The organism is Hyphomonas sp. L-53-1-40 (assembly GCF_000682775.1).
In the GTDB taxonomy this organism is placed as follows: Bacteria; Pseudomonadota; Alphaproteobacteria; order Caulobacterales; family Hyphomonadaceae; genus Hyphomonas.
In genome coordinates, this window is sequence record NZ_AWFI01000016.1 from 137,019 (window position 1) to 163,336 (window position 26,318).

Annotated in this window: 32 protein-coding genes and 1 tRNA gene; 17 read left to right on the plus strand and 16 right to left on the minus strand. The window is 56.7% G+C overall.

Going from position 1 to position 26,318, the window contains the following annotated elements; genetic code table 11:
• Nucleotides 1-36: 36 nt before the first annotated feature.
• Together L53_RS11610 and L53_RS11615 are read right to left on the minus strand one after the other, a co-directional pair.
• Nucleotides 37-654, minus strand: coding sequence for a porin family protein (locus L53_RS11610; protein ID WP_034815756.1), 618 nt, complete (start codon nt 652-654; stop codon nt 37-39).
• Between the two features lie 279 nt (nt 655-933).
• Nucleotides 934-1,932 carry a M28 family peptidase gene (locus L53_RS11615; protein ID WP_198019802.1) on the minus strand — a complete coding sequence of 333 codons (999 nt, stop codon included), beginning with the start codon at nt 1,930-1,932 and terminating at the stop codon, nt 934-936.
• A gap of 135 nt (nt 1,933-2,067) precedes the next feature.
• Between L53_RS11615 and L53_RS11620 the strand changes: the two genes are divergently transcribed.
• The 3 genes from L53_RS11620 to grxD all read left to right on the plus strand — a co-directional run bounded on the left by L53_RS11620 (nt 2,068) and on the right by grxD (nt 5,139).
• Nucleotides 2,068-2,304 carry a BolA/IbaG family iron-sulfur metabolism protein gene (locus L53_RS11620; RefSeq protein ID WP_034815527.1) on the plus strand — a complete coding sequence of 79 codons (237 nt, stop codon included), beginning with the start codon at nt 2,068-2,070 and terminating at the stop codon, nt 2,302-2,304.
• Nucleotides 2,305-2,374: 70 nt separating this feature from the next.
• The gene (locus L53_RS11625) at nt 2,375-4,234 is read left to right on the plus strand and encodes a M2 family metallopeptidase (RefSeq protein WP_034815528.1); all 1,860 of its coding nucleotides are present in this window, start codon (nt 2,375-2,377) and stop codon (nt 4,232-4,234) included.
• A 566-nt stretch (nt 4,235-4,800) separates the two neighbouring features.
• Nucleotides 4,801-5,139, plus strand: a complete 339-nt coding sequence (gene grxD / locus L53_RS11630) for a Grx4 family monothiol glutaredoxin (protein WP_034815529.1) — start codon at nt 4,801-4,803, stop codon at nt 5,137-5,139.
• Between the two features lie 3 nt (nt 5,140-5,142).
• Here grxD and L53_RS11635 read toward each other — a convergent pair whose 3' ends face one another.
• Both L53_RS11635 and L53_RS11640 read right to left on the minus strand, forming a co-directional pair.
• Nucleotides 5,143-5,385 (minus strand): hypothetical protein, encoded by a 243-nt coding sequence (locus L53_RS11635; RefSeq protein WP_034815530.1) that lies wholly within the window; start codon nt 5,383-5,385, stop codon nt 5,143-5,145.
• A gap of 143 nt (nt 5,386-5,528) precedes the next feature.
• Nucleotides 5,529-5,924: a hypothetical protein gene (locus tag L53_RS11640; protein ID WP_034815532.1), complete on the minus strand. Its 396-nt coding sequence runs from the start codon at nt 5,922-5,924 to the stop codon at nt 5,529-5,531.
• 124 nt (nt 5,925-6,048) lie between these two features.
• Here L53_RS11640 and rimO point away from each other — a divergent pair, with 124 nt between their 5' ends.
• The 3 genes from rimO to L53_RS16495 all read left to right on the plus strand — a co-directional run bounded on the left by rimO (nt 6,049) and on the right by L53_RS16495 (nt 9,169).
• A complete protein-coding gene (gene rimO, locus L53_RS11645; protein ID WP_034815534.1) occupies nt 6,049-7,416 on the plus strand; it encodes a 30S ribosomal protein S12 methylthiotransferase RimO in 1,368 nt (455 codons plus the stop codon).
• A 147-nt stretch (nt 7,417-7,563) separates the two neighbouring features.
• Nucleotides 7,564-8,493: a GIN domain-containing protein gene (locus L53_RS11650; protein WP_034815535.1), complete on the plus strand. Its 930-nt coding sequence runs from the start codon at nt 7,564-7,566 to the stop codon at nt 8,491-8,493.
• Between the two features lie 25 nt (nt 8,494-8,518).
• Complete coding sequence (locus tag L53_RS16495) at nt 8,519-9,169, plus strand: GIN domain-containing protein (RefSeq protein ID WP_051607882.1); 651 nt, start codon at nt 8,519-8,521, stop codon at nt 9,167-9,169.
• A gap of 38 nt (nt 9,170-9,207) precedes the next feature.
• Here the strand turns inward: L53_RS16495 and L53_RS11660 are convergent, their stop codons facing one another.
• The gene (locus L53_RS11660) at nt 9,208-10,035 is read right to left on the minus strand and encodes a PPK2 family polyphosphate kinase (protein ID WP_034815537.1); all 828 of its coding nucleotides are present in this window, start codon (nt 10,033-10,035) and stop codon (nt 9,208-9,210) included.
• 76 nt (nt 10,036-10,111) lie between these two features.
• Nucleotides 10,112-10,729 (minus strand): 30S ribosomal protein S4, encoded by a 618-nt coding sequence (rpsD, locus tag L53_RS11665; protein ID WP_034815539.1) that lies wholly within the window; start codon nt 10,727-10,729, stop codon nt 10,112-10,114.
• A gap of 167 nt (nt 10,730-10,896) precedes the next feature.
• Here rpsD and L53_RS11670 point away from each other — a divergent pair, with 167 nt between their 5' ends.
• Nucleotides 10,897-11,715, plus strand: coding sequence for an SDR family NAD(P)-dependent oxidoreductase (locus L53_RS11670; RefSeq protein WP_034815541.1), 819 nt, complete (start codon nt 10,897-10,899; stop codon nt 11,713-11,715).
• Nucleotides 11,716-11,757: 42 nt separating this feature from the next.
• Here the strand turns inward: L53_RS11670 and L53_RS11675 are convergent, their stop codons facing one another.
• The 3 genes from L53_RS11675 to L53_RS11685 all read right to left on the minus strand — a co-directional run bounded on the left by L53_RS11675 (nt 11,758) and on the right by L53_RS11685 (nt 13,250).
• Entirely contained in the window at nt 11,758-12,288 is a 531-nt protein-coding gene (locus L53_RS11675) for a flavin reductase family protein (protein ID WP_051607883.1), read from the minus strand.
• Between the two features lie 293 nt (nt 12,289-12,581).
• Nucleotides 12,582-12,656: transfer RNA gene (locus L53_RS11680), tRNA-Gly, on the minus strand.
• A gap of 129 nt (nt 12,657-12,785) precedes the next feature.
• Nucleotides 12,786-13,250, minus strand: a complete 465-nt coding sequence (locus L53_RS11685; protein WP_034815543.1) for a helix-turn-helix domain-containing protein — start codon at nt 13,248-13,250, stop codon at nt 12,786-12,788.
• Between the two features lie 106 nt (nt 13,251-13,356).
• Here L53_RS11685 and L53_RS11690 point away from each other — a divergent pair, with 106 nt between their 5' ends.
• From L53_RS11690 to L53_RS16500, 3 genes are all read left to right on the plus strand, one after another.
• Nucleotides 13,357-14,454 carry an esterase-like activity of phytase family protein gene (locus L53_RS11690; RefSeq protein WP_051607884.1) on the plus strand — a complete coding sequence of 366 codons (1,098 nt, stop codon included), beginning with the start codon at nt 13,357-13,359 and terminating at the stop codon, nt 14,452-14,454.
• A 290-nt stretch (nt 14,455-14,744) separates the two neighbouring features.
• Nucleotides 14,745-15,347: a 5-formyltetrahydrofolate cyclo-ligase gene (locus L53_RS11695; protein ID WP_233347776.1), complete on the plus strand. Its 603-nt coding sequence runs from the start codon at nt 14,745-14,747 to the stop codon at nt 15,345-15,347.
• A 52-nt stretch (nt 15,348-15,399) separates the two neighbouring features.
• Nucleotides 15,400-16,416 (plus strand): family 16 glycosylhydrolase, encoded by a 1,017-nt coding sequence (locus tag L53_RS16500; protein ID WP_051607885.1) that lies wholly within the window; start codon nt 15,400-15,402, stop codon nt 16,414-16,416.
• On the opposite strand, the gene L53_RS11705 is transcribed toward L53_RS16500, so the two are convergent.
• Nucleotides 16,400-16,726 (minus strand): DUF1476 domain-containing protein, encoded by a 327-nt coding sequence (locus L53_RS11705; protein WP_034815548.1) that lies wholly within the window; start codon nt 16,724-16,726, stop codon nt 16,400-16,402. The two genes, L53_RS16500 and L53_RS11705, sit on opposite strands and share 17 nt — an antisense overlap.
• A 169-nt stretch (nt 16,727-16,895) precedes the next feature.
• Between L53_RS11705 and purC the strand changes: the two genes are divergently transcribed.
• The 7 genes from purC (at nt 16,896) to L53_RS11740 (ending at nt 21,721) form a co-directional block, all read left to right on the plus strand.
• The gene (purC, locus tag L53_RS11710; protein WP_034815550.1) at nt 16,896-17,669 is read left to right on the plus strand and encodes a phosphoribosylaminoimidazolesuccinocarboxamide synthase; all 774 of its coding nucleotides are present in this window, start codon (nt 16,896-16,898) and stop codon (nt 17,667-17,669) included.
• Between the two features lie 214 nt (nt 17,670-17,883).
• Complete coding sequence (gene purS, locus L53_RS11715) at nt 17,884-18,129, plus strand: phosphoribosylformylglycinamidine synthase subunit PurS (protein ID WP_034815552.1); 246 nt, start codon at nt 17,884-17,886, stop codon at nt 18,127-18,129.
• 139 nt (nt 18,130-18,268) lie between these two features.
• Entirely contained in the window at nt 18,269-18,871 is a 603-nt protein-coding gene (locus L53_RS11720; RefSeq protein WP_051607899.1) for a TetR/AcrR family transcriptional regulator, read from the plus strand.
• Nucleotides 18,872-18,898: 27 nt separating this feature from the next.
• Nucleotides 18,899-19,705, plus strand: coding sequence for a 1-acyl-sn-glycerol-3-phosphate acyltransferase (locus L53_RS11725; protein WP_034815555.1), 807 nt, complete (start codon nt 18,899-18,901; stop codon nt 19,703-19,705).
• A gap of 94 nt (nt 19,706-19,799) precedes the next feature.
• Entirely contained in the window at nt 19,800-20,315 is a 516-nt protein-coding gene (locus L53_RS11730; protein ID WP_034815557.1) for a hypothetical protein, read from the plus strand.
• Between the two features lie 96 nt (nt 20,316-20,411).
• Complete coding sequence (locus L53_RS11735; protein ID WP_034815559.1) at nt 20,412-21,017, plus strand: hypothetical protein; 606 nt, start codon at nt 20,412-20,414, stop codon at nt 21,015-21,017.
• Between the two features lie 59 nt (nt 21,018-21,076).
• Complete coding sequence (locus L53_RS11740) at nt 21,077-21,721, plus strand: hypothetical protein (RefSeq protein ID WP_156947910.1); 645 nt, start codon at nt 21,077-21,079, stop codon at nt 21,719-21,721.
• A 22-nt stretch (nt 21,722-21,743) separates the two neighbouring features.
• Here L53_RS11740 and L53_RS11745 read toward each other — a convergent pair whose 3' ends face one another.
• From L53_RS11745 to sufC, 6 genes are read right to left on the minus strand one after another with little or no spacing between them, the layout of a single operon-like run.
• Nucleotides 21,744-22,232 (minus strand): DNA-deoxyinosine glycosylase, encoded by a 489-nt coding sequence (locus tag L53_RS11745; protein WP_034815563.1) that lies wholly within the window; start codon nt 22,230-22,232, stop codon nt 21,744-21,746.
• A gap of 21 nt (nt 22,233-22,253) precedes the next feature.
• A complete protein-coding gene (locus L53_RS11750; protein WP_034815565.1) occupies nt 22,254-22,610 on the minus strand; it encodes an iron-sulfur cluster assembly accessory protein in 357 nt (118 codons plus the stop codon).
• A 35-nt stretch (nt 22,611-22,645) separates the two neighbouring features.
• Nucleotides 22,646-23,029 carry an SUF system Fe-S cluster assembly protein gene (locus L53_RS11755; protein ID WP_198019803.1) on the minus strand — a complete coding sequence of 128 codons (384 nt, stop codon included), beginning with the start codon at nt 23,027-23,029 and terminating at the stop codon, nt 22,646-22,648.
• Between the two features lie 8 nt (nt 23,030-23,037).
• Nucleotides 23,038-24,261, minus strand: coding sequence for an aminotransferase class V-fold PLP-dependent enzyme (locus L53_RS11760; RefSeq protein ID WP_034815568.1), 1,224 nt, complete (start codon nt 24,259-24,261; stop codon nt 23,038-23,040).
• The gene (locus L53_RS11765; protein WP_051607886.1) at nt 24,258-25,484 is read right to left on the minus strand and encodes a SufD family Fe-S cluster assembly protein; all 1,227 of its coding nucleotides are present in this window, start codon (nt 25,482-25,484) and stop codon (nt 24,258-24,260) included. The genes L53_RS11760 and L53_RS11765 overlap by 4 nt, the downstream gene beginning before the upstream one ends.
• Complete coding sequence (gene sufC / locus L53_RS11770) at nt 25,481-26,242, minus strand: Fe-S cluster assembly ATPase SufC (RefSeq protein ID WP_034815776.1); 762 nt, start codon at nt 26,240-26,242, stop codon at nt 25,481-25,483. Before sufC ends, L53_RS11765 begins: the two co-directional genes overlap by 4 nt.
• Between the last annotated feature and the right edge of the window lie 76 nt (nt 26,243-26,318).

A 26,318-nucleotide genomic window follows, 5' to 3' on the forward strand; every position in this document is an offset into this window, starting at 1 on the left:
CGGAAGGGGCGCTCGGTGTGGGCCGCTACAGTTCGATTAGAACTTGTAACCAACACCCAGCATCACGCCATTCGTGTCGGTATCTTCGAACGAATAGTAGGTGTAGTCGCCGCGAAGCTCCCAGTTTTCGGTCAGGTCATAGGTCAGACCTGCGCCGATGGCCGGGCCTTCCTCAGAATCCTCAACCGTGATCGGTGTGCCGCCCGGCGTGGCCAGCGACGCATCAAGATCGATATATGCATAACCGGCGCGACCGAAAGCGCTCAGGCGCTCCGTAAGCGGCACATCTGCGCGGCCATACAGACCAACCAGATAGTTCAGGCCGATGTCGCCGGAAGCGCCGATCAGATCGTTGAAATCGCCATCATTGTTGTCGTCGAGATTGAACTCGTCTTCGTCAACATTGTAGTCGAATTCGCCATCATCGATGCCCGAGGCCAGTTCACCTTCAAGGCTGAAGACATTGTTGAACTTGTAGCCGAGACGCGCGGCGATGCCGTTCGTGTCAACACCCTGCTCTGCACCATCGGGTTCGATTTCCAGGTACTGGTACCCGCCATCAAGATAGAAGCCCGTGTCGCTCTCATAGGACTGCGCCTGAGCGGACACAGCCAGACCCGTGGCTGCAGATGCGATCAGAAAATACTTAAACATGTGGTCTCCTTTAAAGACGTGTTCAGCTCCCGCCAGATCGGCGAGACCACAAGAAAACCGTGTCTGAACTGTGTCTGTTCCCATGACAAATCCGCAACCCTCAGCAGTTGCCGGAAAGTCACATGTTCTTAATGCGGATTAACCACCCTTACCGTTGTTTTATTTATTGAAATACGGTTCTCAGAGACTTTCGTGCAGCACTGCAAATCGGTGACACACAGTGGGTTTGGAACCAACCCGCGGTGCCGACGTTCTCACGCCCTTTCCTCCTTGAAAGGATTAGTTTTCCTGACGCTCGGTCGGGATGAGCCAGGCATCCGCCGCCTTCACCGCCATAACAAGCGTGTCGCCCGCCCGCACAAAGAAATCATGTGTCAAATTGCCATAATCATCCGAGGGGTGGTGATATCCGGGGTGGTCTTCGACCCCGAAATACAGGAATGGAATGTCGATCTTGTGAAAGACGGCATGATCGGACTGGTTGGTCCAGTCATCCTGTCCGAGTTCAGGCGAGTCATGTCCTGTGAGCAGGGTTACCGGCACTTGGGTGGCCAAATCATCAATCATGGGCTTCAGCTGCGGGTAAGGCGTGGTGCCAGCGACATAGAGTTCTCCCGCGTCGGATCGCCCAACCATGTCGAAATTCATGTTCAATGCGACCCGCCCAAGATCAATCAGCCCAGATTCGACCAGAGCCTTTGCGCCCTGATAGCCGATTTCTTCGGCGTCCAGCGCGGCAAAGACGATGTCATGTGTGGGAGGATGTCGCTCGAAATACTCTGCGACACCGACAAGCGCGGCCACACCAGAGGCGTTGTCATCAGCGCCATTATATATTTCTCCGTCAACGATGCCGAGATGGTCGTAATGGGCCGTAACCACGAGCATGGGGCCCCGCCCCGGCGTCTCCCCGGCGATCCAGCCAACAATATTCACACCGTCTGCCGGTTCCGATAACCCGTCCATTGGCCCCGGCAGGACTGGAAAGGCGTACTCGTATGTCCCGTGGAACCTGCGCAGCTCCATCGTCTCGAACCGCTTCAGGATGAATCCCCGTGCTGCGGCATTGCCCGATGATCCCGCAGCGCGGCCTTCCAGTGCATCCGAGGAAAGCGTTTCCGTCAGGTTCAGCATGGCTGGGCCATCTACATACATCGCGCGATACTCCGTGAGACGGTCCGCCACGTCGTCATCGCGGTTCATGTAGAAGAAGACGCCCGCGACAATCATCACAATGAAAAGAACTTCGGCGAGAATGAAGGCGCGCATTCTGGTCATGGGGGCGAATCCAATCATGATTTCTGTTATTACCACTTTAGAGTTGCCCTCCTGATGTCACAATCGGTTCAGCCGGATGCTTGACGTCGCAGGTGCTAAACGCCAGTTCTGCCACGCAACTGGAAGGAACTGCCCATGGCCATGTCACGCGAGACGCTGCTCGGATACCTCACCGACGCTTTCCCGGAAGCCGAGATAACGCTGACCGACCTGGCGGGCGACGACAATCACTGGCAGGCCGAAATCGTCAGCAGCCAGTTCGCAGGCATTCCCCGCGTGAAACAGCATCAATTGGTCTATTCTGCCCTGAAAGGCACGATGGGGGGCGAACTTCATGCGCTGGCCCTGAAAACGCGGGCACCGGATTCCTGAATCTGACGCATTGACGATACGGTCGGTTCGTTATTGTTTCATCCGCAACCAAGGATGAGGAAACGACCCCATGAAACGCCTGACCTTAACCACCAGCGCCATCGCGCTGAGCTTCATGATTGCGGCCTGCGCCGCGCCTGAAGCTTCAGATGAAACAACTCTCGACACCGCGCCTGAAGTGGTCGCTGAAGTCGATCATTCCGTGGAAATCGCCGAGGCCCGCGCTTTCCTGGAGCGCGCCGAAGCTGAACTCGCCGCGCAGAGCCGTATTGCCGCGCAAGCCTATTGGAACCAGGCCACGGACATCACGCCCGAAACCAATGCGCTCGCAGCCGAAGCTGGTGCGGCATCGACCATCCTCGCCGTTTCACTGGCGAATGAGTCCAAACAATTCGATGTCAGCGTCCTTCCAGCTGATTTGGCGCGCAAGATGACCATGTTGCGTACCGGCATCACGATCCCTGCCCCGTCGACGCCGGGCGCCGCCGAGGAGTTGTCGCAGATCACGACCAATCTCGACGCCACCTATGGCACCGGAAAATTCACCTATAAGGGCGAGGCACTGAACCTCGACCAATTGTCGACGATCATTGAAACCAGCCGCGACCCGGAAGAGCTCAAAGCTGTCTGGGAAGGCTGGCGCACGATCTCCGTGCCGATGAAGGACGATTATGCCCGCATGGTCGAGATCGCCAATGAAGGCGCAAATGAGCTTGGCTTCGAAAGCCTCGATCAGATGTGGCTGTCCGGCTACGACATGGCACCGGAAGAGATGGAAGCTGAAGTGCAACGTCTGTGGACGCAGGTGGAGCCGCTTTATGAAGAGCTGCACTGCTTCACCCGCGCCAAACTGAATGAAGAATACGGCGACGATGTGCAGCCGCGCACCGGCCCGATCCGCGCTGACCTGCTGGGTAATATGTGGGCCCAGCAATGGTCATCCATCTATGACGTCGTGAAGCCTGATGTGCCGGGACCAAGCTACGACCTGACCGAACGCCTCAACGAAAAGGGCTATGACGCCATCAAAATGGTCGAGACAGGCGAAACCTTCTTCACCTCCCTCGGCCTCGAGCCGCTGCCGGAAACTTTCTGGGAGCGTTCCATGATCGTGCGCCCAGAGGGCCGCGAAGTCGTTTGCCACGCCTCAGCCTGGGATCTGGACGATGAGGAAGATGTACGCATCAAGATGTGTACCGAAGTGAACTCGGAAGACTTCTATACGGTGCATCACGAACTGGGTCACAATTTCTACCAGCGCGCCTACAAGGACCAGGACTATCTGTACAAAACCGGCGCACATGATGGCTTCCATGAGGCCATCGGCGACTTTGTCGGCCTGTCGATCACACCGGAATACCTCGAACAGATCAATCTGATCACCGCTGAGGAAAAGCCGGGCGCTGATGCCGACACGGCACTTCTGATGCAGACCGCGCTCGACAAGATCGCCTTCCTGCCGTTTGCGCTGACCGTTGATGGCTGGCGCTGGGATGTCCTGTCTGGTGAAACTGCGCCAGAGGCCTACAACACGTCATGGTGGGATCTCCGCCTGAAAAATCAGGGCCTCGTACCACCGGCCCCGCGCCCGGCAAACGCCTTCGATCCCGGCGCGAAGTACCATATTCCGGGCAACACGCCCTATTTGCGCTACTTCCTGAGCTACATCCTGCAGTTCCAGTTCCACAAGGCCGCTTGTGAGCAGGCTGGCTGGGAAGGACCGCTGCATCGCTGCTCGATCTATGACAACAAGGAAGTGGGCAAACGCTTCAATGCCATGCTGGAAGCTGGCGCGTCACAGCCTTGGCCGGACACGCTGGAAGAATTCACCGGCACTCGCGAAATGGATGGCAGCGCGATCATCGAGTATTTCGATCCGCTGATGCTCTATATGAAAGACCAGAACGCCACCGAGAGCTGTGGCTGGTAAACACCGTTCCCAATTGACGCGGTCACCCAGACGAATAGTCCTGTGGGTGGCCGCTGTCTTTTTTGTCATCGGTGGCCTTGCTGCCAGCAATCCGTTGAACAGATACCTGCTCTGGCGAAACCTAAGCGTAGACAAGCTGGATCGGATGATAGACTCGCATCTTCATGAACGTCGTGAAGGTGTAGAATACGCCTGTCTCTACACCGTCACTTGCGCCAGCGGGCGGGCGCGATTGGAATTGAGGACCAGCCTGTCAGACACTGAACTTGATGACATCAGAGAAGCTATTTGGCGCCGTAAGTTCGAGGACTACTGCCCGGGCAGAACAACGAATTTGGGGCTTGAATTTCTCACGCCGAACGCCGGTCAGGCACGCCGGGACATTTGGACGTTCGGAGGAGGATTCATGGGCGAACACACCCGGTTTAATGGCGGATCCTTTTCACAAGAGGCACCATGGGAACCCTGCACTCTGGAACGCGCCTATTGGCACCGCGAACCGGATTCAGTCCCTTGACCTGAGCAAGCTCCCCACTCACATCTACTGAAACACCGGAGACTTCCCCATGACCGACCAAGCCACCCTTGACGCCATCGACAAAGCCGTCAAAGCCAATGACGTCGTACTTTTCATGAAAGGTACACCGACGTTCCCGCAGTGCGGGTTCTCATCAGTTGTGGTGCAGGTTCTGGACTATCTTGGCGTGGACTATGTCTCGACGAACGTTCTGGAAGATCAGGCCGTGCGGGAAGGCATCAAGGCCTATTCGGAATGGCCGACCATTCCACAGCTCTATGTAAAGGGCGAATTCGTTGGCGGCTGTGACATCGTCAAAGAGATGTTTGAAAGCGGCGAACTGCGCGACTTCATGAAGGACAAGGGTGTCGAGCTGGAAGACGCCTGAGGCTCAGGCCTGAAAGAATCCTGTGATGCTGGCCTGGATCATGTGTCCGTCAGCATGCACCAGCGCTGGTGACGCAACAAACATGACGCTGAAGGCTAGCCCGCTCAAATAGCTCTTACGACGCCTGAACGGCATCGGATGGCAGGCCCGCGCGGCTCGACGCCACTTAATCAGCGTATATATGACCAGATAGATGCCCAGCATGGCCGCCCCCCAGGCTGCGGTAAGAATCATCAGGTGCGTCATGGGTCTCCCCTCCCTTAACTACCGGTTCCGAGATTACGCGACCTGCATTTCCGGGCGTCAAACATTCGCCGGAAATTTGCGCCAATGCACGAAAGGATTTGGTAACCGCGGCCACCGGGCAGTCATTCCGGCCAACGAACCTCCTATCCCAGAGAAAGCCAGGTATCGTCGCGGCGCATAAGGAAGAGTGCCAACAGCGCCCCCAGCAAGGGAATGGCTGCGACAAACAAATGATTGCTACCTTGGTAAGGCGTGATCAGGATTTGCCATGTGGAAAGTGTTCCCAAAGCATGAATGGTAAGGAAGAAGCCATAGGTCCACAGTTTGAACAGACCAAGCGCGAACAGGACCACGGCCAGCAGCTGGATCGCACCAATTATATAGGCAACTTCCGTTGGCAGCCTGTCTACGAGGTAGAACTTGGACCAGATGGCAGCCGTAGTTTCCGGCTTCACGAATTTCTCAATGGCCCATACTGAGCAGAAAACTGCGATGGAGATACGCAAGGCAAATAGGGCACGTTGGGTGTTGGTTGGCATGAGAGACGTCCTTCTAGTCCGATCACCGCGCAGCTATTCGATGGCTGGAACAACTGCCAATCAAGCCTTTGTGAGAAACATTCCCTTCTAGGCAGACAGGGTGCTTTCCTGTAGCTGACCGCCCATGACCACAACATCCCTTGCCCCTGCTCCGATCCGGCCTGCCAAAGCCCCAAAGGTCGGCATTGTCTCTCTCGGCTGTCCGAAGGCTTTGGTCGATTCTGAGCGGATCATCACGCGCCTGCGCGCAGAAGGCTACCAGATCGCCCCGGACTATTCCGGCGCAGACCTGGTTCTGGTGAACACGTGCGGATTTCTCGATTCTGCACGTGATGAGAGCCTTGAGGCGATCGGCGAAGCGATTGAAGCGAATGGCAAGGTCATCGTTACGGGCTGTCTTGGTGCAGAACCGGACGTGATCGAGAAAGCGCATCCCAAAGTGCTCGCGATCACCGGGCCTCACCAGTATGAGGCCGTGATGGACGCGGTCCACACGCACCTGACCCCGCCGCACAATCCTCACACCGACTTGGTACCTGAAAGTGGCCTGCGCCTGACACCGCGCCATTACGCTTATTTGAAGATTTCGGAGGGCTGCAACAATCGGTGCAGTTTCTGCATTATCCCGAAACTTCGCGGCGATCTCGCGTCCCGTCCCATTCATCATGTCCTAACCGAGGCGGAGCAATTGGTCCGGGCCGGCGTAAAGGAACTGCTGGTCATCAGCCAGGACACATCTGCCTACGGGCTCGATACACGCTACAAGCCGGAGGTCTGGCGCGGCACCGAGTACCAGACCCGGTTCCTCGATCTCGCCAAGGGCCTGGGCAGCCTCGGCGTGTGGACGCGGATGCATTATGTCTATCCCTATCCCCATGTGGACCAAGTCATTCCGCTGATGGCCGAAGGCCTGATCACGCCTTATCTCGATATTCCGTTCCAGCATGCGTCTGCGCCGGTGCTGAAGGCCATGAAACGGCCCGCCAAGCAGGACCGCGTGCTTGAACGCATCCTGCAATGGCGCCGGGATGTGCCTGATCTGGCCATCCGCTCGACCTTCATCGTTGGGTTTCCGGGCGAGACCGAAGAGGATTTCGAGATCTTGCTGGACTTCATCCGCGAAGCGAAGATCGATCGCGCAGGGTGCTTCAAGTATGAAAACGTCGCCCATGCAGATAGCCGCGACCTGCCCGGTCATGTGCCTGACGCACTGAAGGAAGAGCGCTGGCACCGCTTTATGGAAGTCCAGGCCAAGGTGTCTGCTGATCGCGCCGCTGCACAAGTCGGAACGGTTCAGGACATCATCATTGACGGACCATCTGACTCGCCGGGCGAAATGATAGGCCGCACCAAGGCTGATGCGCCGGAAGTCGACGCCGTCGTATACCTCGAAAATGCCAGCCAGTTAAAGCCGGGCGATATCGTTTCGGCGTCAATCACGGCGGCGGACAACTACGACCTCTTCGGAGAAGTTGCGGGCGGACAGACATAAGCAGACTTTAAGGGTGTGTCGTGTTGTGTAGCCGCTGCGGACGATCAGTCCTCCCTCGCGCCTAAATTTCAATATTATTGAAAAACAATATATTGACTTATCGTTATTCGATACATCATAGTCCTCTCAACATATTGGAGGACATTCATGAAACGCACATTTCTCTCCCTGTCTGCACTTTCTCTGGCCGCCTTTCCAGCACTCGCCGAAACACAGGCCTTTTCGGTCGACTCATTCTCCAGCATTGATGTGAATGGCGGTATCAAGGTGCTCTACGAAACCGGCGCTGAGACCACGGTCGTCGTTGAACAGGCCGAAGGCGACTTTTCAGATATCAGAATCGAAACTGATGATGGAGAGCTGCAAATCAGCCGTGAAAGCCTCGGGTTCCTGAAATCCTTGCGGGCCAATCTTCACGTGGATCTCGTCGAAGGCGACTTGCGCGTGAAGGTGAACGGAAAGCGCATGCCGTCCTACACGGTACGTGTGACGTCGCCGAGCATTTCCGAACTGGACGTCGCGCAATCCTCTATTCTCGAAGCCTCCGGCATCGACGCTGGAGAGATCGAACTGGACGCTTCTTCGAGCGCTAAACTGATCGTTTCCGGTCGCGCCGCTTCAGCGGACATGGACGCATCGTCTTCCTCCAGTATCGACGCATCCGACTTCATTGTCGGGGCAATATCGATCGAGGCAACATCAAGCGCGGATGTGATCGCCCATGCGGTCACCAATAGTCGAGCCAGAATCGACGCTTCCTCCAGCTCTGACGTTAAACTGGTTTTGGAAAGCACAGCAGATATCGATGTCGATGCCTCATCCAGCACCGATGTTGTGCTCACCGGCACATGCGACGAGATTACGGTGGATGCATCGTCATCCGCCGACGTTGAAGCCAAGGATCTGTTGTGCAAGTCCGCCGAGATCGAAGCATCCAGTAGCGCGGACGTGTCCGTCAGCGTGACTGAGGCGCTGGAAGCCAAAGCGTCCAGTGGCGCCGACATCAACGTTCACGGCGCACCGACCCAGGTCGATATCACCGAGTCGAGCGGCGGCGACATTTCCATCAAATCCTGACACCGAGCATCATAGGAATCAGACCATGAGAAAATCAGTTATCATCGCATCCAGCATTGCTGCGTTTGCTCTGTCCGCGTCACTCTACAGCGCGTCCGCCGACACAACCCAAGTGTACAATCTTTCCGGATTTGACGAACTTGATATCTCCGCCGGTGTCTCCGTCAAATTTGTGCGTGCACCTCAGCATTCGATCACCGCTGACTTTGAACGGGGTGGTCCGGAAGATGTCAAAGTGCGCCTCGATGGAGACCGCCTGTATCTGTCCCGCAAATCCACAAAGGGGTGGGGTAACAAGGTGCGCGTCAAGTTCACGGTGACCGGCCCGGAGCTCAACGAGATCGAAGCCAGCTCTGGCTCGTCCCTGCTCGCGGAAGGATTGGAGTCCGGCCCTATGGAGATAGACGTTTCCAGCGGCGCAGCGGTTTCCGTCCACGGCGCATGCACACGCCTTGAGGTAAAAGCTTCGTCTGGCGGCAGTGCCAACGCAAAAGGGCTCACCTGTGAAACTGTGCAGGCCAAGGCCAGCAGCGGCGGATCAGTCAAGGCATATGCCAGCGACGCCGCATCGAGCAAGACGTCCAGCGGTGGCAGCGTCGATATCTACGGCAATCCCGAGTCGCGCTCGGCCAACAAGTCCATGAGCGGCGGATCTACCGCGTTCCATGGCGGCTGATCGAGTTGAGTATCGGAGGGAAACAAGTCCCTCCGATCCTACCCGATGTCGAAGTCTTCCGGATTAAATCCAGGATTTGGCCATTCAAGGTTCAAATCTTCCAGCGCGCCACGTACGAGACGGGCGATCATGGCATTTCGACGAGTCCGGCTGTCTGCGGGCACAACATACCAAGGCGCATGCGATGTCGAGCATCGCTCTACGGCGGTCTCATAGGCAGACATGAATTTTGCCCAGTCCTTGCGATCATCCAGATCCGCCGGATTGAATTTCCAAAGTTTGTGAGGCTCGACAAGGCGCTCTGCGAGCCGGACACCTTGTTCCTCATACCCGACATTCAGCATGCATTTGACGATGACGACGCCGTTCTCCGTCATGTGTTTTTCGAACGCATTGATTTGCTCGTACCGCCGTTCCACGTCTTCCGGGCTGGCGAAGCCGCGCACTTTTACGACCAGCACATCTTCATAGTGCGAACGATCAAAAATGCCGACATTGCCCTTTTTGGGCACGGCGTTGTGAACGCGCCAGAGATAGTCGCGGGCCAGTTCGTTCTTACTCGGTGCCTTGAACGCTTTCACTTCCATCCCGAGCGGCGTGGTGTCGGCGAAGACATTGCGAATGGTGCCCGACTTGCCTGCCGTATCCATGCCCTGCAGCACGACAAGCACGGACTGCTTCTTGTGGGCGTAGAGCATGTCCTTCAGTTCATTGATGACGGCCGCGTCCTTTTTCAGGCTCGTCTTGGCGTCTTCCTTGTCGTCGAAGATATCCGGATCCCGTGTCGGCCGCGCCGCCAGAGAGAAAGGCTCGCCGGGCTTGGCAATCAGGTGCTGGCGGACATGCGCAATGTCAGGGATGTTCATTCGGTCTGTAACTCCAATAAGAAAGGCCGCACCAGTCTGGCGCGGCCTTCTAGAATGTTCAAGGAATTCAGTCCTCTTACGAGGAGTAGAATTCGACCACCTGGGCTGGTTCCATCTGGACCGGATACGGCACGTCAGACAGTTCAGGAACGCGCACATAGGTCGCGCTCATGGCTTTCGGGTCAACGTCCACATATTCCGGGATGTCGCGCTCGGCGCTGCCGAGAGCTTCCAGAACGAGCGCCATGTTGCGGGACTTCTCACGGATCTGAACGACGTCACCTGGCTTCACGCGCGCGGAGCCGATGTTACAGCGGCGGCCATTAATCATGACGTGGCCGTGGTTCACGAACTGGCGGGCTGCGAAGATCGTCGGCACGAATTTCGCGCGGTAGACGATAGAATCGAGACGCGACTCCAGCAGGCCGATCAGGTTCTCGGACGTGTTGCCCTTCATGCGGTTCGCTTCTTCGTAGATGCGAAGGAACTGCTTTTCCGTGATGTCGCCGTAGTAGCCTTTCAGCTTCTGCTTCGCCATCAGCTGCAGACCAAAGTCAGAGACCTTGTTGCGGCGGTTCTGGCCGTGCTGACCAGGCTTGTAATTACGCTTGTTGACGGGGGACTTCGGACGGCCCCAGATATTTTCACCGACGCGACGGTCGATCTTGTACTTCGCGCTGTGGCGACGTGACATGGTAGTACCTCATTGTCGACGCAGGTCGGTGGGCGGCGCTCATTCGCACCCACGATTTCAACGGCGGCCCTGCACCATCCCGTTTAGAGACGCGGGGTAAACCTCAAAACCATTGGCAGGTCAAGCCATTCCACTGCTACATACAATGCAAAAAGCGAGAGGAAACCATGGGCCAGATCGACGGCAAAATCGCAATTATAACGGGTGCAGGTAGCGGCATCGGTCGCGCATGCGCACTTGTGCTTGCTCGGGAAGGTGCCGCCATCATGGCGACCGACATTGATGACGAAGGTCTGAGGGTCACTGAGCGCCTCGTCACAGATGCCGGAGGGCGCATCGTCACCGCACATCAGGACGTGACCGATGAAAGCATGTGGGAGGCAATCTTCAGCCAAACCGAGAACGCATTCGGGACACCATCTGTGCTGATCAACAATGCCGGCATCGCCATCGCAGGCGCGATCACGGACTTCACGCTGGATGATTGGCGCAAACAGATGAGCGTGAACGTCGACAGCGTATTTCTCGGAACGCGTGCAGCGATGCGGTACATGGGGTCCAAAGGTGGTTCGATAGTCAACATTTCATCGGTGGCCGGCCTGCGCGGCGCAGCCGGGGCGAGCGCCTATTGCACATCGAAAGGGGCCGTTCGACTCTTTTCAAAGGCAGCGGCGGTCGAGTGCGCCCAGATGGGCACGGGCATCCGGGTCAACTCGGTGCATCCAGGCATCATCGACACACCGATCTGGCAGAAATCCATCACCCGCATGACCGAAGCCATGGATGAAGAACGGATCGCCGCGCTTACGGCGCATTCGGGCGCCAACCAGATGGACGTTGAGGCAATTGCGACCCAATCAAGTCCAATGGGCCGAGCCGGACGGCCAGAGGAAGTCGCCGAATTGGTCCTGTTCCTTGCCTCGGATGCGTCCAGTTATATCAGTGGGCAGGAACACGTGGTCGATGGCGCCATGACGGCGCGCTAGCGGTCTGTACTGATGCGCAGCCGCGAAACTGTCGCCAAAAGCTTAGTCCGGCTTGACTGTGGTGCGGTATTCGCGGCTCGCATAGATCAGAGAGTTGCCATTGTCGCCGAGCACAGCGTCAACAACTTCACCGATGCAGACATGATGCGTACCGACCTGATTGTGCGACACCAGTTTGCACTCGAATGCCACGAGCGCTCCTGAGATGACAGGCTGACCAGACCTGCCTGGCGTCCAGTCTGCCCCATCAAACTTATCCTTGAACTTGTGGGTCATGCGGCTGGCAAAAACATCGGCCACATCCGCCTGATTATCCTTCAAGACGTTCACACAGAACGTGCCATTGCCCAGCAGCACGGGCGTCAGTGAGGAGGATTCATTGATACAGACAAGCAGGGTCGGTTTGGGCGTATCGGCGCTGACCGACGACATTGCGGTCGCTGTCGTGCCTGCCCGACCTGCGGCGCCATCTGTCGTGATGACATTCACGGTCGCTGCAACCAGGCTCATCCCTTCCAGGAAACGCTGCTTTAGAAGCGCGCGGTCAGTGAGGGGCTGCAAGTCATCTGTCATGGTCATTACTTTCGGTCACATCAGTAGTATGGCGTTGATGGGCGCCGACAAGAGGTTGCGGCGCATTGATTGCACCAAAGACGCAGCATACGACCGGCAAGATATGGTTGAAGACCAAGCCGCAGCCAAACTCTTTACACGAGACGCACAAAATATTCGTCGTAACCCGGACTGAAGAAGAGGAGGCAGGTAAGGCCCCGACGCCCGGCGAGGCTTGCTTGGTACACCAACAACGCCAACAACAAGCTGCGCCCAAAGAGGCGCGCTTGAACTCAGGCTGTCTTGAGAAAAATTGGAGCGGGCGAAGAGATTCGAACTCTCGACCCCAACCTTGGCAAGGTTGTGCTCTACCCCTGAGCTACGCCCGCATCCTTATTAGGGTATTCACGGCGTTGCCGCCGAGAGGCGTGATAAAGCGCATCAGCCCCGGCTTTGCAAGACGGAAATTCTGCGAAACTGCACAATTTCCAAACTGTCGCGCGGAGACCTGAGCAAACCTATCCCCGCAACACCGGACGTATCTGGTCGGGGCGCACTTCCCGGCCTTCCACATCGACAAATGCCGCTCGAATGGCGCTCTTGGTTCCCGCCTTTGTAAAGCTGATCGGAGGCGCCTCGCCCTGTCCGAGGCACGCGTCGCCCCATTGCGTCAGGCCGATCAAGATCGGCCGTAGCGAAAGGCCCGTGGCGGACAGGACATATTCCGGTCGGGCGCGCTTGCCAGGAGCCTTGTAAGGCTTTTTGGCCAGCAGGCCGGCATCCACCAGTTTCTTCAACCGCCCCGACAACACGGTTCTTGGGCATCCTAGCTCAGACTGGAAGTCATCGAAGCGCCGCACACCATAAAGTGCTGCGCGAAGGATGAGCAAAGTCCACCGATCACCAATCAGATCTATGGCTTTGGCCAAATTACAGGTGTCTGGCGGGACTGGCGAGCGGCGAACGAGCGGAATCTGGGACATAATTCATATCTGGATAAGTTCGCTTTTGAAATCCAGCCGGTTTCCCTATTCCTGCCTCATATTTTCAGGCAAATGCCCAGAGACTCACCACAAGGCGAAACAAATCATGCGGAAATCGATCTACTCTCCCTTGTTTGGCTTGGCCGTAGCCGCGCTTGTAGCCTGCGCGGTTCCAGCCGGTCCGCCGGCAATCGGTACGGCCGACACAAACCAAGGCCGGGGCTATTCTGGACTGTCGCCGGATACGCTGAAGGCGCTATCCTGCCGCAGCGGGACATCTTATGTAGCACCGGCGGAGATCTCCATTGCTGCGGAATCCGTGCCGCTTTCTGAACGCGCCAACATTTCACTGTTCCCAGGCGTCCGCTTCGCGCAGGGCTGGGCGCTCACTTCCCCCAATAAGAACTTTGGCGGATTGTCGGGTATTGAGCTACTTGCCGACGGAGGCTTCCTGGCGGTTTCCGACATGGGCGCATTTGTCTGGATTGATCGTGACGGTGGTGAGCTGACCGGAACGGGTCGAATTGCGTATATGCGGGGACAGGACAACGAGTTGCTCAAAGGCAAGTCCGAGGGCGATTCCGAAGGGCTCGCCCTGAAGAATGGCGCTGCATATGTCAGCTTCGAACGTCGGCACCGTATCGAGGCATTCGATCTGAGCACTTGTGGCGCCGCCGCACGCGCCACGCTGGTCGCGGATCTGCCGAGCGAAATTGAAGGCACGGAAATCCGCGAGAATTCCGGCGCAGAAGCGCTATCTTTCGGAAAATCACTTCGTGCAGGATACGAACAGCTCATTGATGGCAAGTCGCCGATCGTCGAGCTTGTCCCGATCGGCAATGCTGTTACGCTTCTCGAACCGCTCAATACCGATTTTGACAGTCCGCTCGTGGGCATGACAAACCGGATTGCGCTCGGCGATCAGTCGATGGCCGGATCCGTGGTTTACAGTCTACGCCGCAACTATAATCCCGTATTCGGTAACCGTTTGGCCGTGGAGGCCGAATATCAGGATGCTGGCGGGTCAAGCCGACGCGGTCTGTTTACGCTGTCCCGACCCATGAATGTCGACAATTTCGAAGGCATCACGGTTGAAACCCTGCCAGACGGCGTCCACCGCCTCTGGATTGTCTCTGACGACAATTTCTCGGATCGCCAGCGCACGCTACTTTTTGCCTTCGATCTTGTCGGGGAAGCACACTGAGACAATTCAACACGCGACCGCATGCTGGCCCCTTACAATCAGCGCGTCACCGAATTACATCATCAACCAGCATGAGGGCTGCTTCGTTTGCGACGGACTGATCTCCGGCGACCTTAATTTCCGTCAGGGAGCTGGCATTCTGGCTTGGGCCGTGGTCCGGGCTCATCCGGCGCCCACCTAGTATCTAGGTTGACGGGAGTGAACATGCCCCGCGGCGTTCGTGGTTCTCATGCGCTATTTTTCTGTGTGCCATAGTCAGGCGCCGAACAGCCAACCCGATGGATACTCTGATGGACAAGACCGACCTGCGACATCGGATGCGAACCCTGCGGGCCGAAGCGGCCGCGCGCGATCCTGATGGCGCAGACTCTGTGGCTGAAAAATTTCCGATGAAGCTGCTTGAACGCTACGGGCCGGTTGTCGCTGGATATGTGGCGATCAATGAAGAGCTCGATCCCGCGCCCCTGATGATGCGTTTGGCAAAGGCTGGCGCGGAATTGTGTCTGCCCCGGATAGAGGACACTGGCGAACTGACCTGGCGCACATGGCATTTCGGCGAACCACTGGAGCGCCGGCCATTTGGATTGTCCGAACCGTCAGAAGATGCACCGCTGGCTCATCCGACGTTGATTCTGACGCCTCTGCTCGCCTTTGATGGCATGGGCAATCGGCTTGGCTATGGCAAAGGGCATTATGACAAGGCGTTTGAAAAGCTACGGGCACATGGCCGCGCATTTGCCTGTGCATTGGCCTACCCGGCCCAGCAGATCGACTCCGTCCCCAGCGAACCACATGATCAGCCGCTCGACTGGGCCGTCACACCAATTGGCTCAATTCCGCTATTCATGATGCGCAACATGAAAAGTCTGACACCCCCCCAAGAAAGCGGCTAAATCGGCTTGGGTATTGCTAATTTTCCGTTAAAGGTAAACGGAGGGTAAAGCGATGTCCCATTTCGGCCTCATTTCGGTAACCACCGCCAGACGGACTGTGTCAGTTCTGGACGTTATGATGTTTGCCGTCGTATCTGCTGCACTTGTTACAGGTTTCGCCGTGAGTGTAGCCGGTGGCCAGGACGCGCTCGCATCTTCATATCAACAAGCGCAGATTTACTATCCCGTTGAAAAACCCGCTGCCGCGGCGATCCAGGAACCGGTGGCCATCAAGCCCGCAGCGCCAACCGAGAGCAATCCCACAATCAAGCAGCTCGCCAAATCCGGTCATGGATTCCGATCAACATTTGGATCAGAATCCATTGAGGACAAATTCTGGTTGTCTGAGACGCATGCGATTGACACCTTTTATGGCGGCAGGTGGGCTCCCGAAAACGCCATCACGACACCTCAAGGTTTGGCACTTCAAGTCAAACGCGAGCCGGGCAAGGACATCCCGTTTTCCATTGCCGAAGCAAGATCAAAGCAACGCGTCGGTTATGGACGTTATGAGGCGGTGATGCAGGTCGGTAAGGGGTCAGGGCTGGTCTCGGCCTTTTTCACGTATACCGGACCCTATGCAGGCGATCCTCACGACGAAGTGGATATTGAGTTTCTGGGCAAAGACACATCAAAAGTGGAGTTCAATTACTGGCGGAATGGAAAGCACGGAAAAAATGCCAAGTTCGATTTGCCATTCGATGCGTCAGCCGCGCCACACCTCTATGCATTCGAGTGGTTGCCTGATCGGATCACCTGGTATGTCGACGGGGTTGCCTATTACTCCACCGAACCAGATGACGCGTTCATTCCCCGCACGTCCGGACGCCTCTATTTCAGTCATTGGACCGGCGTACCAAAGATGCAGGGATGGCACGGAAAGCCCAAATTTAAATCCGGTGAAGCCACCATCGTGAACTGCACGTCATTCACGCCAGTCAATGAAAGCACCCAGACATGCGGGGACAGTTTCCGGCTACCCCTCGCAGGTACGGCCGAAAACCACATCTACGCTACTTTGAGTCCTTGAGAATCTGCTCGCGCGCAACCGGCAGCAGTTCTGCCATCTGCTCGCGAATACGAGCATCGGTGCGATCTATGCCAGCCGTATCGAAGTCACCGCGTACCTTGCGGAACACGTCGTCATCGCCCGCTTCTTCAAGATCGGACAGTACGACCGTCTTGGCATAAGCCTCAGCATCTGAACCTGTCAGACCCATGAGATCGGCGGCCCAGAGACCGAGCAGCTTGTTTCGGCGCGCCATGACCTTGAATTGGGTTTCCTGATCAAAGGCGTATCGAGCCTCCTCGGCGCGTTCGCGATCGTCAAATGTGCTCATGAGAAAGGCCTTTCTGAACGGTGGTAATTCACCAGTGCATATAGTCGTTGAGTTAAGGTGTGCGCAATAATTGTTTCTTTGCCCAGATTGGCGTAACAGTCGCGCTTTCTGGGGTGGCTGAAAACGATTCCTGTTACAGCGATCCGGTACCGTCAGGAGATCCGTCCGCATGAGCAAGAAGCGCGTTATCTATGAGGGCAAGGCGAAAATCCTTTATGAAGGGCCGGAGCCAGGCACCCTCATCCAGTATTTCAAGGATGATGCAACCGCCTTCAACGCGCAAAAACGCGCGGTTCTGGATGGTAAAGGCGTTCTGAACAATCGCATCAGCGAATTCATGATGACGCGCCTGTCGGCCGTCGGAATCCCTACCCATTTCATCCGCCGCCTCAATATGCGCGAGCAGTTGGTCAAGAAGGTCGACATCATTCCGCTGGAAGTGGTCGTGCGGAACGTGGCGGCTGGCACGCTGTCCAAGCGTCTCGGCATCGAAGAAGGCCAGGTCCTGCCCCGGCCCATGGTGGAATTCTACCTGAAGGACGACGCGCTAGGTGATCCATTGGTCACCGAAGAACACATTGCCGCCTTCGGATGGGCCGCAGCTCAGGAATATGACGACCTGATCGCCATGTCGCTGCGCGTAAACGACTTCATGTCGGGCCTGTTCGCAGCGGTCGGCATTCGGCTGGTGGATTTCAAACTGGAATTCGGCCGCCACTATGAGGGCGATAGTGATGTGCCGCGCATCCTGTTGGCTGACGAGATCAGCCCAGACAGTTGTCGGCTTTGGGATTTCGAGACCGGTGACAAGCTCGACAAGGACCGGTTCCGCCGTGATCTTGGCGGCGTGACCGAAGCCTATGCGGAAGTCGCAAGGCGCCTCGGCATCCTGAAAGAATCTGGTGAGAGCGACAATGTGGTGAGCTTTACCAACGGCAAGTAGGCTACTTGAAAGCCCGCCCCTAAACGAGAGATTTCCCTCCATGAGCCTTGCAACAAAAGCCAAGAATCGCGCGAAATTACCTCGTGCCACCGGGCGAAAGCCGGTCTTTGCCACGGCCCTTGTTCTTGTCGGCATGGCTTACGCGGTAAGCTTGTTTCAATAGGACTGAAATCGGGCTATGGGGGCCCGACTCAGACTTCCCAGGAGACCTCTCATGAAAGCCATCGTCCACGTCGCGCTGAAGAATGGTGTTCTGGACCCGCAGGGCAAGGCCGTTGCAGATACGCTCGCGCGTATGGGCTACAAGGAAGTCGAGGCCGCCCGGATTGGCAAAGTGATCGAACTCGACCTTGAGGATGGACTTTCGTCCGATGCGGCCGAAGCCCGCGTCAGAGAAATGTGCGAGAAGCTTCTGGCAAACACCGTTATTGAAAGCTACCGCTTCGATCTCGTCAGTTAGGCTGACTGTTCAACTACTGAGCCACATCCGGTCGTAGGCACTACGACATCCAGTTATGCTGATCGCACATGTGAGCGAATAATCACTTGCATCTAGATGGATCTGCGCCTAGATTGGTATCAGAGACATGGAGGGCCAGATGGCGAGACCATCACGTACAGATCAATCCAAGACAAAGCCTCGCGCCCGGAATGCGCGGCCGAAGATCGAACGCGCAGCGCTGAAACTGTTCATTCATGAAGGCATCGATGCTGCCACGACACGCGAAATCGCCGAAAAGGCCGGCGTTTCGGAAGGGGCACTCTATCGCCACTACAAGGGCAAGGACGAACTTGCACTGTCCCTGTTCATGGAAACCCATAATCGCCTGGGCGCGATGATGGCGCAGGCCCTCTCGGCGGATGGCTCACTCGAAGAAAAGGTTCATGCAGCTGTCGAAGCCTATTGTGCGCTGGCGGACGAAGATTTCCTGCTGTTCTCGTTTCACCTCGTCTCGCTCAATCGCTTCCTTCCCTATGACAAGCGCCGCGAAGATGATCCGGTCTCAATCACTGAAAAGATAATTGCCGGCCTGATTGCGGACGGACATATTCCAAAGGGCGACCCGGCGCTGAAAGCGGCCATGGCGCTTGGCGTCGTCATGCAGGCAGGTCAAAACAAAATCTACAATCGCTTGCCCGGACCATTTTCCCAGCATGTGGATGCGATGTCTCGCGCGGTTCTGTGTGTATTGAATTCCTAGTGATCAGATAACGAAGGAGCCCCGGCAATGCGCGGCCTCGTCTTCACACTCTTCTACTACATTCTTTCCGTACTCTACGTGCTGGTATCGCTGCCGTTCCTGATCTTGCCGGGGCGTGGTCCCGTCCGCATGATCATCCGCAGCTATACACGGGCGATGAATCTGAACCTTCGCATCGTCGCCGGAATTCGCAAGGAAGTGCGTGGACGAAGCAATCTTCCGGACGGCCCCTTTATCCTTGCGGCAAAACACCAAAGCTGGGGCGACGGATACCTCATTTATCCGGAAGTGAAGAACCTTGCCTTTGTGACAGGTGACCATCTGGAGAAATTTCCACTGGTCGGCGGAATTCTCCGAAAGCTGGGTGCCATCGTCATCGATACTTGCGGCGGCGGGGATCGTAAAGCGGCCTCCTTGAAGGCAGGCATGGCGCGCGCGCGTGACGAAGGCCAACGGGTGCTGATTTACCCGGAAGGCCACCTCGCGCCGGTGGGGTACCATTTTCGCTACAAGGCGGGGGTCTGGCACATGGCGCAGGCGATGAATGTTCCGGTCATTCCGGTCGCAACCAATATCGGCGTGTTCTGGCGTCAGCAGGAACGCGACAAAACTGCCGGCACCGCGATCATTGAATTCCTGCCCCCTCTGGATCCGAAGCTGCCTAAAGCAGAATTCCTACAGACCCTGACCGAGACCGTGGAGCTGCACACAGCAAGACTCGTGGCCGAGGCAACTGGTGCGCCGGTAGAGCCGAGCATCCTCATTCCGGATCCTCCAAAGGGCATGGAAGCAAGCCCTAGCTCCGACGACCTGGCGGCTTTTGGAAAGCCGTGAGACTCACCGCTCACCTTAAGCTTTACACACACAAAAATTATTGATAAACAATAATTGCTCAGGCTATCCCGGGGGCCATATCGGGATTGAACAAATGACGAAATCAAAATCGAAAACAGCAATCGGCCTGTTGGTAGCCGTTGTTGCAACCGCTTATCTGCCTGCCTCCGCGACCGGATGGAAAGTTTGGGACGGACACAATGAAAAGGCGCCTCGCGCCATCCTGACGACCACCGCCGATCAAGCTGGCGCAGTGCTCGTATGCGCGCCAAACGGCCAGATGTCCGCCATTCTATCGCTTGAGGCGGGCGATATTTCTGATCAAATCGACAAGCATGCCACATACAGACGAGGAGAGACCGCTTCAATCATGGCGGGCGACACACCCGGCGTCGAAACAGTTGTTCAATACGCTCCGGCAAACAGCACAATCGAGATCGGATCGCACAGCCCGGCTGCCAAGATCTACAACTCCGTCATTCGGGGAGATACTGTCAGTGTCTCAGTTGAACATGCCGGTAAAGTTGAGACGAAATACCCAGAGCCGGATGATGCGTTCAAAGCATTCGCAAAAACCTGCAATGCCGCCCGCGCGGCGAGTGCGAACTAGGTTTCTCTCAAAGAGTGCGTATCGGTTCGGTTAGGGGTTGACGAGCCAACATGGCTCATGCCCAATCTTGGGGAAGCACGCCTCAAGGAAAGCCCAATGTTCAAATACCTGATTACTGTAGCTGCCATGGTGATGGCAGCTACACCTGCACTCGCCGACTCAGCACCACGGGTCTGGACCCAGGAAAAAGATCAGTTGATCGGGGTCGACAGTTCAGACGCCGGCAAGGACCCGAACTTCAAAAGCCTGGTTCGGATCATAAAGGCGGAAGGCGGTGACTACCCGACCATCCAGCTGAGCTGCCAGATTACGACGAGTGGATACAAAGCCCTGAATTTCAGCGTCCAGCTCGATCCGGAAAACACCTATGAAGATGATGCTGATCGCAGTCCACGCTTCCATCATATCTCAGGCATAATGGAGATCCGCGACGAGAAATTTCCGGACCGATACGCGTTTCATGCAAAATCAACCAAGCTGATCCCGCTTAGCCGTGAAGTGCCTTCGCGCATCTACAATTCCGTCGTGCGCGGAGACCAGGTGCAGCTGAAGGTAAAGGGCAAGAAGCGCGATCTTGCCTTGCCGGAAAAGAACGACGTATTCGTCGCCTTTGCCAAATTCTGTCCGGTCACCAATGGTGGCAAGTTTGATGTCTCGGTCTTTGAAATCCTGAAGGGCATGGATCTGAGTCCAAATCTCTGAGCGTGTAACTGTAACCTGCGCCTCACATTACTACGCTCCTTTCTGACGAGATAGATTCCATGACCCTGTCTTTGCCCAGGCTTTTTGCCTTGCTTTTTCTGAACGTTTTGTTGGTACGATCCGTGATGGCTGATGAGCCAAGAACTGCGGAACCCTCGGCAACACCCTCATGGGTGCCAGCATCTACGCTTAGTATTGAATATGATAGCAAAGATCCCGGTCGCTCCCCTGACTTCACGATGACTACGCGGGCGATCCGCTCATCCGGCTCGGAAAACTCGCCGATTGTATTTTCATGTGCGGTTTTCTCGGATGGCCGGTCTCGGTTATACGCATCAATTCAGCTGAATCCGGGAGATCCCATACATAAGGACGTCAAACGTTTCGGGCAGGGTCGCACTCGCTTTGCGAAAATTGAAATCGATGGTGAGCAGTTTTCAACGTTGCTGATTTATCGCCGTCGGTCAAATACGGTTCATGTTAGTCCGCTCACTTCCACAGCACCGAAATTATACAATGCCGTTTTGAAGGATGCTGAAGCGACACTGATCATGGGTTCAAAAACCTATATGATCAATCTACCATCAAGGGATGATGTCTTCACTTATTTCGCAACGTCCTGTCCTGTCACGAACGGCGGAAACGTTGAGCGTTGGAACAGCGAACTCCTCAAAAAACCGCCGGTTCAATTACAAGCACGATAGTACATTTCAGAGCGGCCTTCATTCAGACTGCAGTCAATGCATCTCTCCAGCGTTCGCATTTCGCTTCGTATCGTATCGCCGCATAGGCCGGGCTGGTAGAAGGTGCGCTTCTGACAACTAGTTCTTGGAAAACTGGCGCGACATATCTCTCAAAGCTGCTTGACGCCTTTCCCCCATTAAGGACCACGCGCTGAATATGGGGATGATGCGCGAAGAACCTCTCGAAGTCGTTTGGCACCTCGTCCTTTATGTTTGAATCCAGGCTGCCTTCGCGATGGCAAAGCTTCAGGACATCCCAGACTGCCACGCCCTGCTCTTTCAGGATCGTCGTGCGCTCGGCATAGGGCCGCTTTAACCCAGCCCCATAGACATCCCCCATGATCCGCCAGAAAGCGTTCCTAGGGTGTCCGTAATACTGATTGGCTTCCAGTGAGGCGATGCCTGGCATGCTGCCCAGGATCAGGATACGCGCATCTGAATCGGCTATGGGATCAAAGCCCTGAACAATCATCGGCCTTACCTGCCCCGCAGGCTATGCCGTCGCCGGGATGATCGTCACGCTCTCTCCACAACCACAGGCATCGGTCTGGTTCGGGTTACGAAAAACAAATTTCTCATGCAGCGGCGTGACTTCATAGTCCACTTCGCTGCCGAGCAAAAACAGCACAGCCTTGGCGTCGATCAGGATGGTGACCCCATTATCCTCGACCACTTCGTCCAGCGGCTCGGGCGCCATGGCATAGTCCATGACATATTCCATGCCCGCACAGCCGCCATTCTTGACGCCGACGCGCAGGAATCCTGCGCCGCGTTCCTGCATGATCTCCTTCACGCGCATTGCAGCAGCGTCGGAAAGCTTCACGGGCTTGGGTCTGGGTCTTCTGGCCATGACAATCACATAGGAACGAAAGCGTTCCGGTTCAATTAAAGCATGTTTAGCGCAAGACGGGCTTCGTCCGACATGCGCGACGGGTCCCAGGGCGGATCGAAGGTAAGGCGAACCTCCACATCCTGCACACCATCAACGGTGCGCGCGGCAGTTTCGATCCAGCCCGGCATATCGCCGGCAACTGGACAGCCCGGCGCCGTCAATGTCATGTCGATATCGACCTTGTAGTCGTCATCTATGTCGACCTTGTAGATCAGGCCGAGTTCGTAGATGTCGACTGGAATTTCCGGATCGAACACCGTTTTGAACGCTGTGATCAGATCATCGGTGATCCGATTCAGCTCATCTTGCGGAATCTTCGACCCTGTCTCCTCAGCGGAAACATCAACCATGTCGCGAGATGTCATATCGTCTGCCATGCCGTCACCTATACCAGCATTTCCCGCGCCTTGGCGAGCGCTTCAATGAACGCGTCCACTTCGGCGAGGGTGTTGTAAACTGCGAAACTCGCCCGCGCGGTTGCGCTGACACCCAGATGCTCCATCAGGGGCTGGGCGCAATGATGGCCAGCGCGAACAGCGATGCCGTACCGGTCAAGAATTTGAGCAATATCATGAGGGTGCGCCCCTTCGAGGCTAAACGCCAGCACGGCGCCCTTGTGCGGCGTCTCACCATGAATGGTCAGGCCATTTACGCCCCTGAGTCCGTCAGAAGCGCGCGCGTACAGCGCATCTTCATGCGCCTTCACATCTGCATGATCGAATGCCGTCATCCAGTCCAGCGCTGCCCCTAGGCCGATGGCCTCAAGGATGGGCGGTGTGCCGGCTTCGAATTTGTGAGGCGCCGTATTGTAGGTCACCCGGTCGCGGGACACGATTTCAATCATCTCGCCGCCCCCCTGATAGGGCCGCGCACGATCCAGCGCTTCTGCTGTCCCATAGAGCGCGCCGATACCGGTCGGTCCATAGAGCTTGTGCCCGGTCATGACATACCAGTCGCACCCAAGCGCCTGAACATCGACCTGCAAATGAACCGCAGCCTGGCTGCCATCAGCCAACACTTCCGCGCCAACTTCATGCGCGAGGCGGCAAATCTCTGCCATGTCCGTCACGCTGCCGAGCACATTGCTCATATGGGTAATCGCGACCATACGCGTTTTCGGACCAATTGCTTCCGCTAGGTCTGTCATGTCCAGCGAACCATCTTCGTTCAGGCCCACCCATTTCAGGACAGCGCCATGGCGCTCCCGCAGGAAATGCCACGGAACGATATTGGAATGATGCTCCATGATGGAGAGGACAATCTCGTCGCCAGGCCCAATCCGGCCGCCGAGCGCAGAAGCGACAAGGTTGATGCCTTCCGTCGACCCCTTGGTGTATACGATATTTTCTGTCGACGGCGCGTTGAGGAATGCTCGGACTTTCTCACGCGCGGCCTCATAGGCCTCGGTGGTCTCGTTCGACAGGGTGTGAATACCACGATGCACATTGGCATATGCCGTGCGCGACTGGTTTGCGATCTTGTCGATCACCGCATTCGGTTTTTGCGCACTGGCGGCATTGTCCAGATACACCAGCGGCTTGCCATTCACTTCACGTGACAGGATCGGGAATTCCGCGCGGATCGCATCGATGTCGAAGGAACGGCTCATACAGCGGCCAGCCAGGCTTCCGCTTCCGCGCGCAGCACTTCCTCTAGCGCGCCAGCTTCAGCAAATGCTTCGGCGACGAAGGCTTGTGTCAGCAGGGCGCGGGCCGTCTTCTCCGGCAAGCCGCGCTGGCGCATGTAGAACAATTGGTCATCATCAAGCGCGCCGCTCGTATTGCCATGCGCGCACTCGACATCGTCCGCATAAATCTCAAGCTCGGGCTTCGCGAAGACAACCGCGCCGTCTTCCAGCAACAACGCCTTGTGCTGCATGTCGGCGTCCGTGTACTGGCCTGCCGTACGGGGAACAAAGAATTTCCCCTGGAACACGCCGGTGCCGCCATTCAGGACAGCGCCCTTTGTCAGCTGCCGGGTTACACAGGAGTTGGCCCCGTGACGCACATGGGTGGTAAAGTCCGCATGCAGATCCTTTCCGACAAGATAGGCGGCATTCAGCGTCGCCTTTGCACTTGGCTCTTGATGCGTTACGCGCGTTTCGAGCCGCGCAACCTTGGCGCCAAAGGCGAGTGAGGTCTGTGTATAGTGCGAATCCGCATCGAGATGGACGAGCGCCGTTGAAGCAATCGTCTCTTCTGACGTACCGCGCTGATAGACCGCCCGGTTGACCGTGCTGCCTTTCTGGAGACCAAACTCGATCACGGAGGATGTCAGCCCCGCCCCGCCCAGATGGCTCTCCGATACGGTGAGCGCCATATCGGAGCGAACCACGACAACAACACGCGCGAAATTCGCTTCTCCTTCGCCGCTGAACTGGAAATGGAGACGCGGAAGTTCTTTCGAGGTCACTTCCAGCAACAGGGTTGCGGGTCTGGCCTTGCCGCCAGACAGGGATGCTGCCAACGCACCGAGCGGCACGTCTTCGGCCGCTCCCAAGGCCTGAGCTTCGTCTTTCTCGAAAACGTTCAGCCCGTCCGGAATATGGTCTGGCGGGAAATAGCCATTTGACGAGAACCGGAAGACCAGTGCGCCAGCATGCGGGATCGGATCTTGCGCGGGCGGCGTGGAGGGACGGTCGAGCCCCTGCAGCGCTACCTTGAAGTCGGTCCATTTCCACGCTTCCAGCCGGCGATGCGGCAGTCCCGTCCTGGAAAACGCCTCAAACAGCCGCTCGCGGCGGGAATCTGCCGGTTGCATGCCATAGCGCGCGACCAGATCCAGCTCCGCCGTCGTCGGATTGGCAATCATGTCCCGCAGGGCTGTGGTCACGCCACCTCCCCGAGGATGCCTTCATATCCTTCTTTTTCCAGCCGGTGCGCCAGTTCCGGGCCCCCGGTTGCCACGATACGGCCTTTGGAGAGGACGTGCACCTTGTCCGGCTGGATGTGGTCCAGCAGGCGCTGGTAGTGCGTGATGACCAGCATGCCGCGATCTGGCGAGCGCATCGCATTCACGCCGTCAGCCACCGTCTTCAGCGCATCAATGTCGAGCCCGGAATCCGTTTCATCCAGGATCAGGAAGTTCGGTTCCAGCATCATCATCTGGTAGATTTCCAGGCGCTTCTTCTCGCCGCCAGAGAAACCGACATTGAGCGAGCGCTTCAGCATTTCTGCATCCAGCTTCAAGGCCTTGCCGATTTCGCGGGACTGTTTGATGAAGTCCGGCGCAGATATCTCGTCTTCGCCACGAGCCTTGCGCTGTGAATTCATGGCCGCCCGCACAAAGGTCATGACTGGGACGCCGGGAATCTCGACGGGATACTGGAAAGACAGGAAAAGGCCCTTGGCCGCCCGCTCTTCCGGATCCATATCCAGAATGTCTTCGCCATTCAGCGTCGCGCTTCCGCCCGTCACCTCATATCCGTCGCGACCGGTCAGCACATAGGACAGGGTCGATTTGCCGGCGCCATTCGGCCCCATGATTGCGTGGACCTCGCCTTTCGGCACGTCCAGCGTCAAGCCATTGATGATCGTCTTGGCGTCATCGTCTTCACCGACAGTCGCGGTCAGGTTTTCAATCTTCAACATGGTGCGCATGTAAGCTCCCTAGCCCGGTGCGAAAAGCCCCGGATGCAGGAAATGGCCCGTATAACCGCTTGAAACA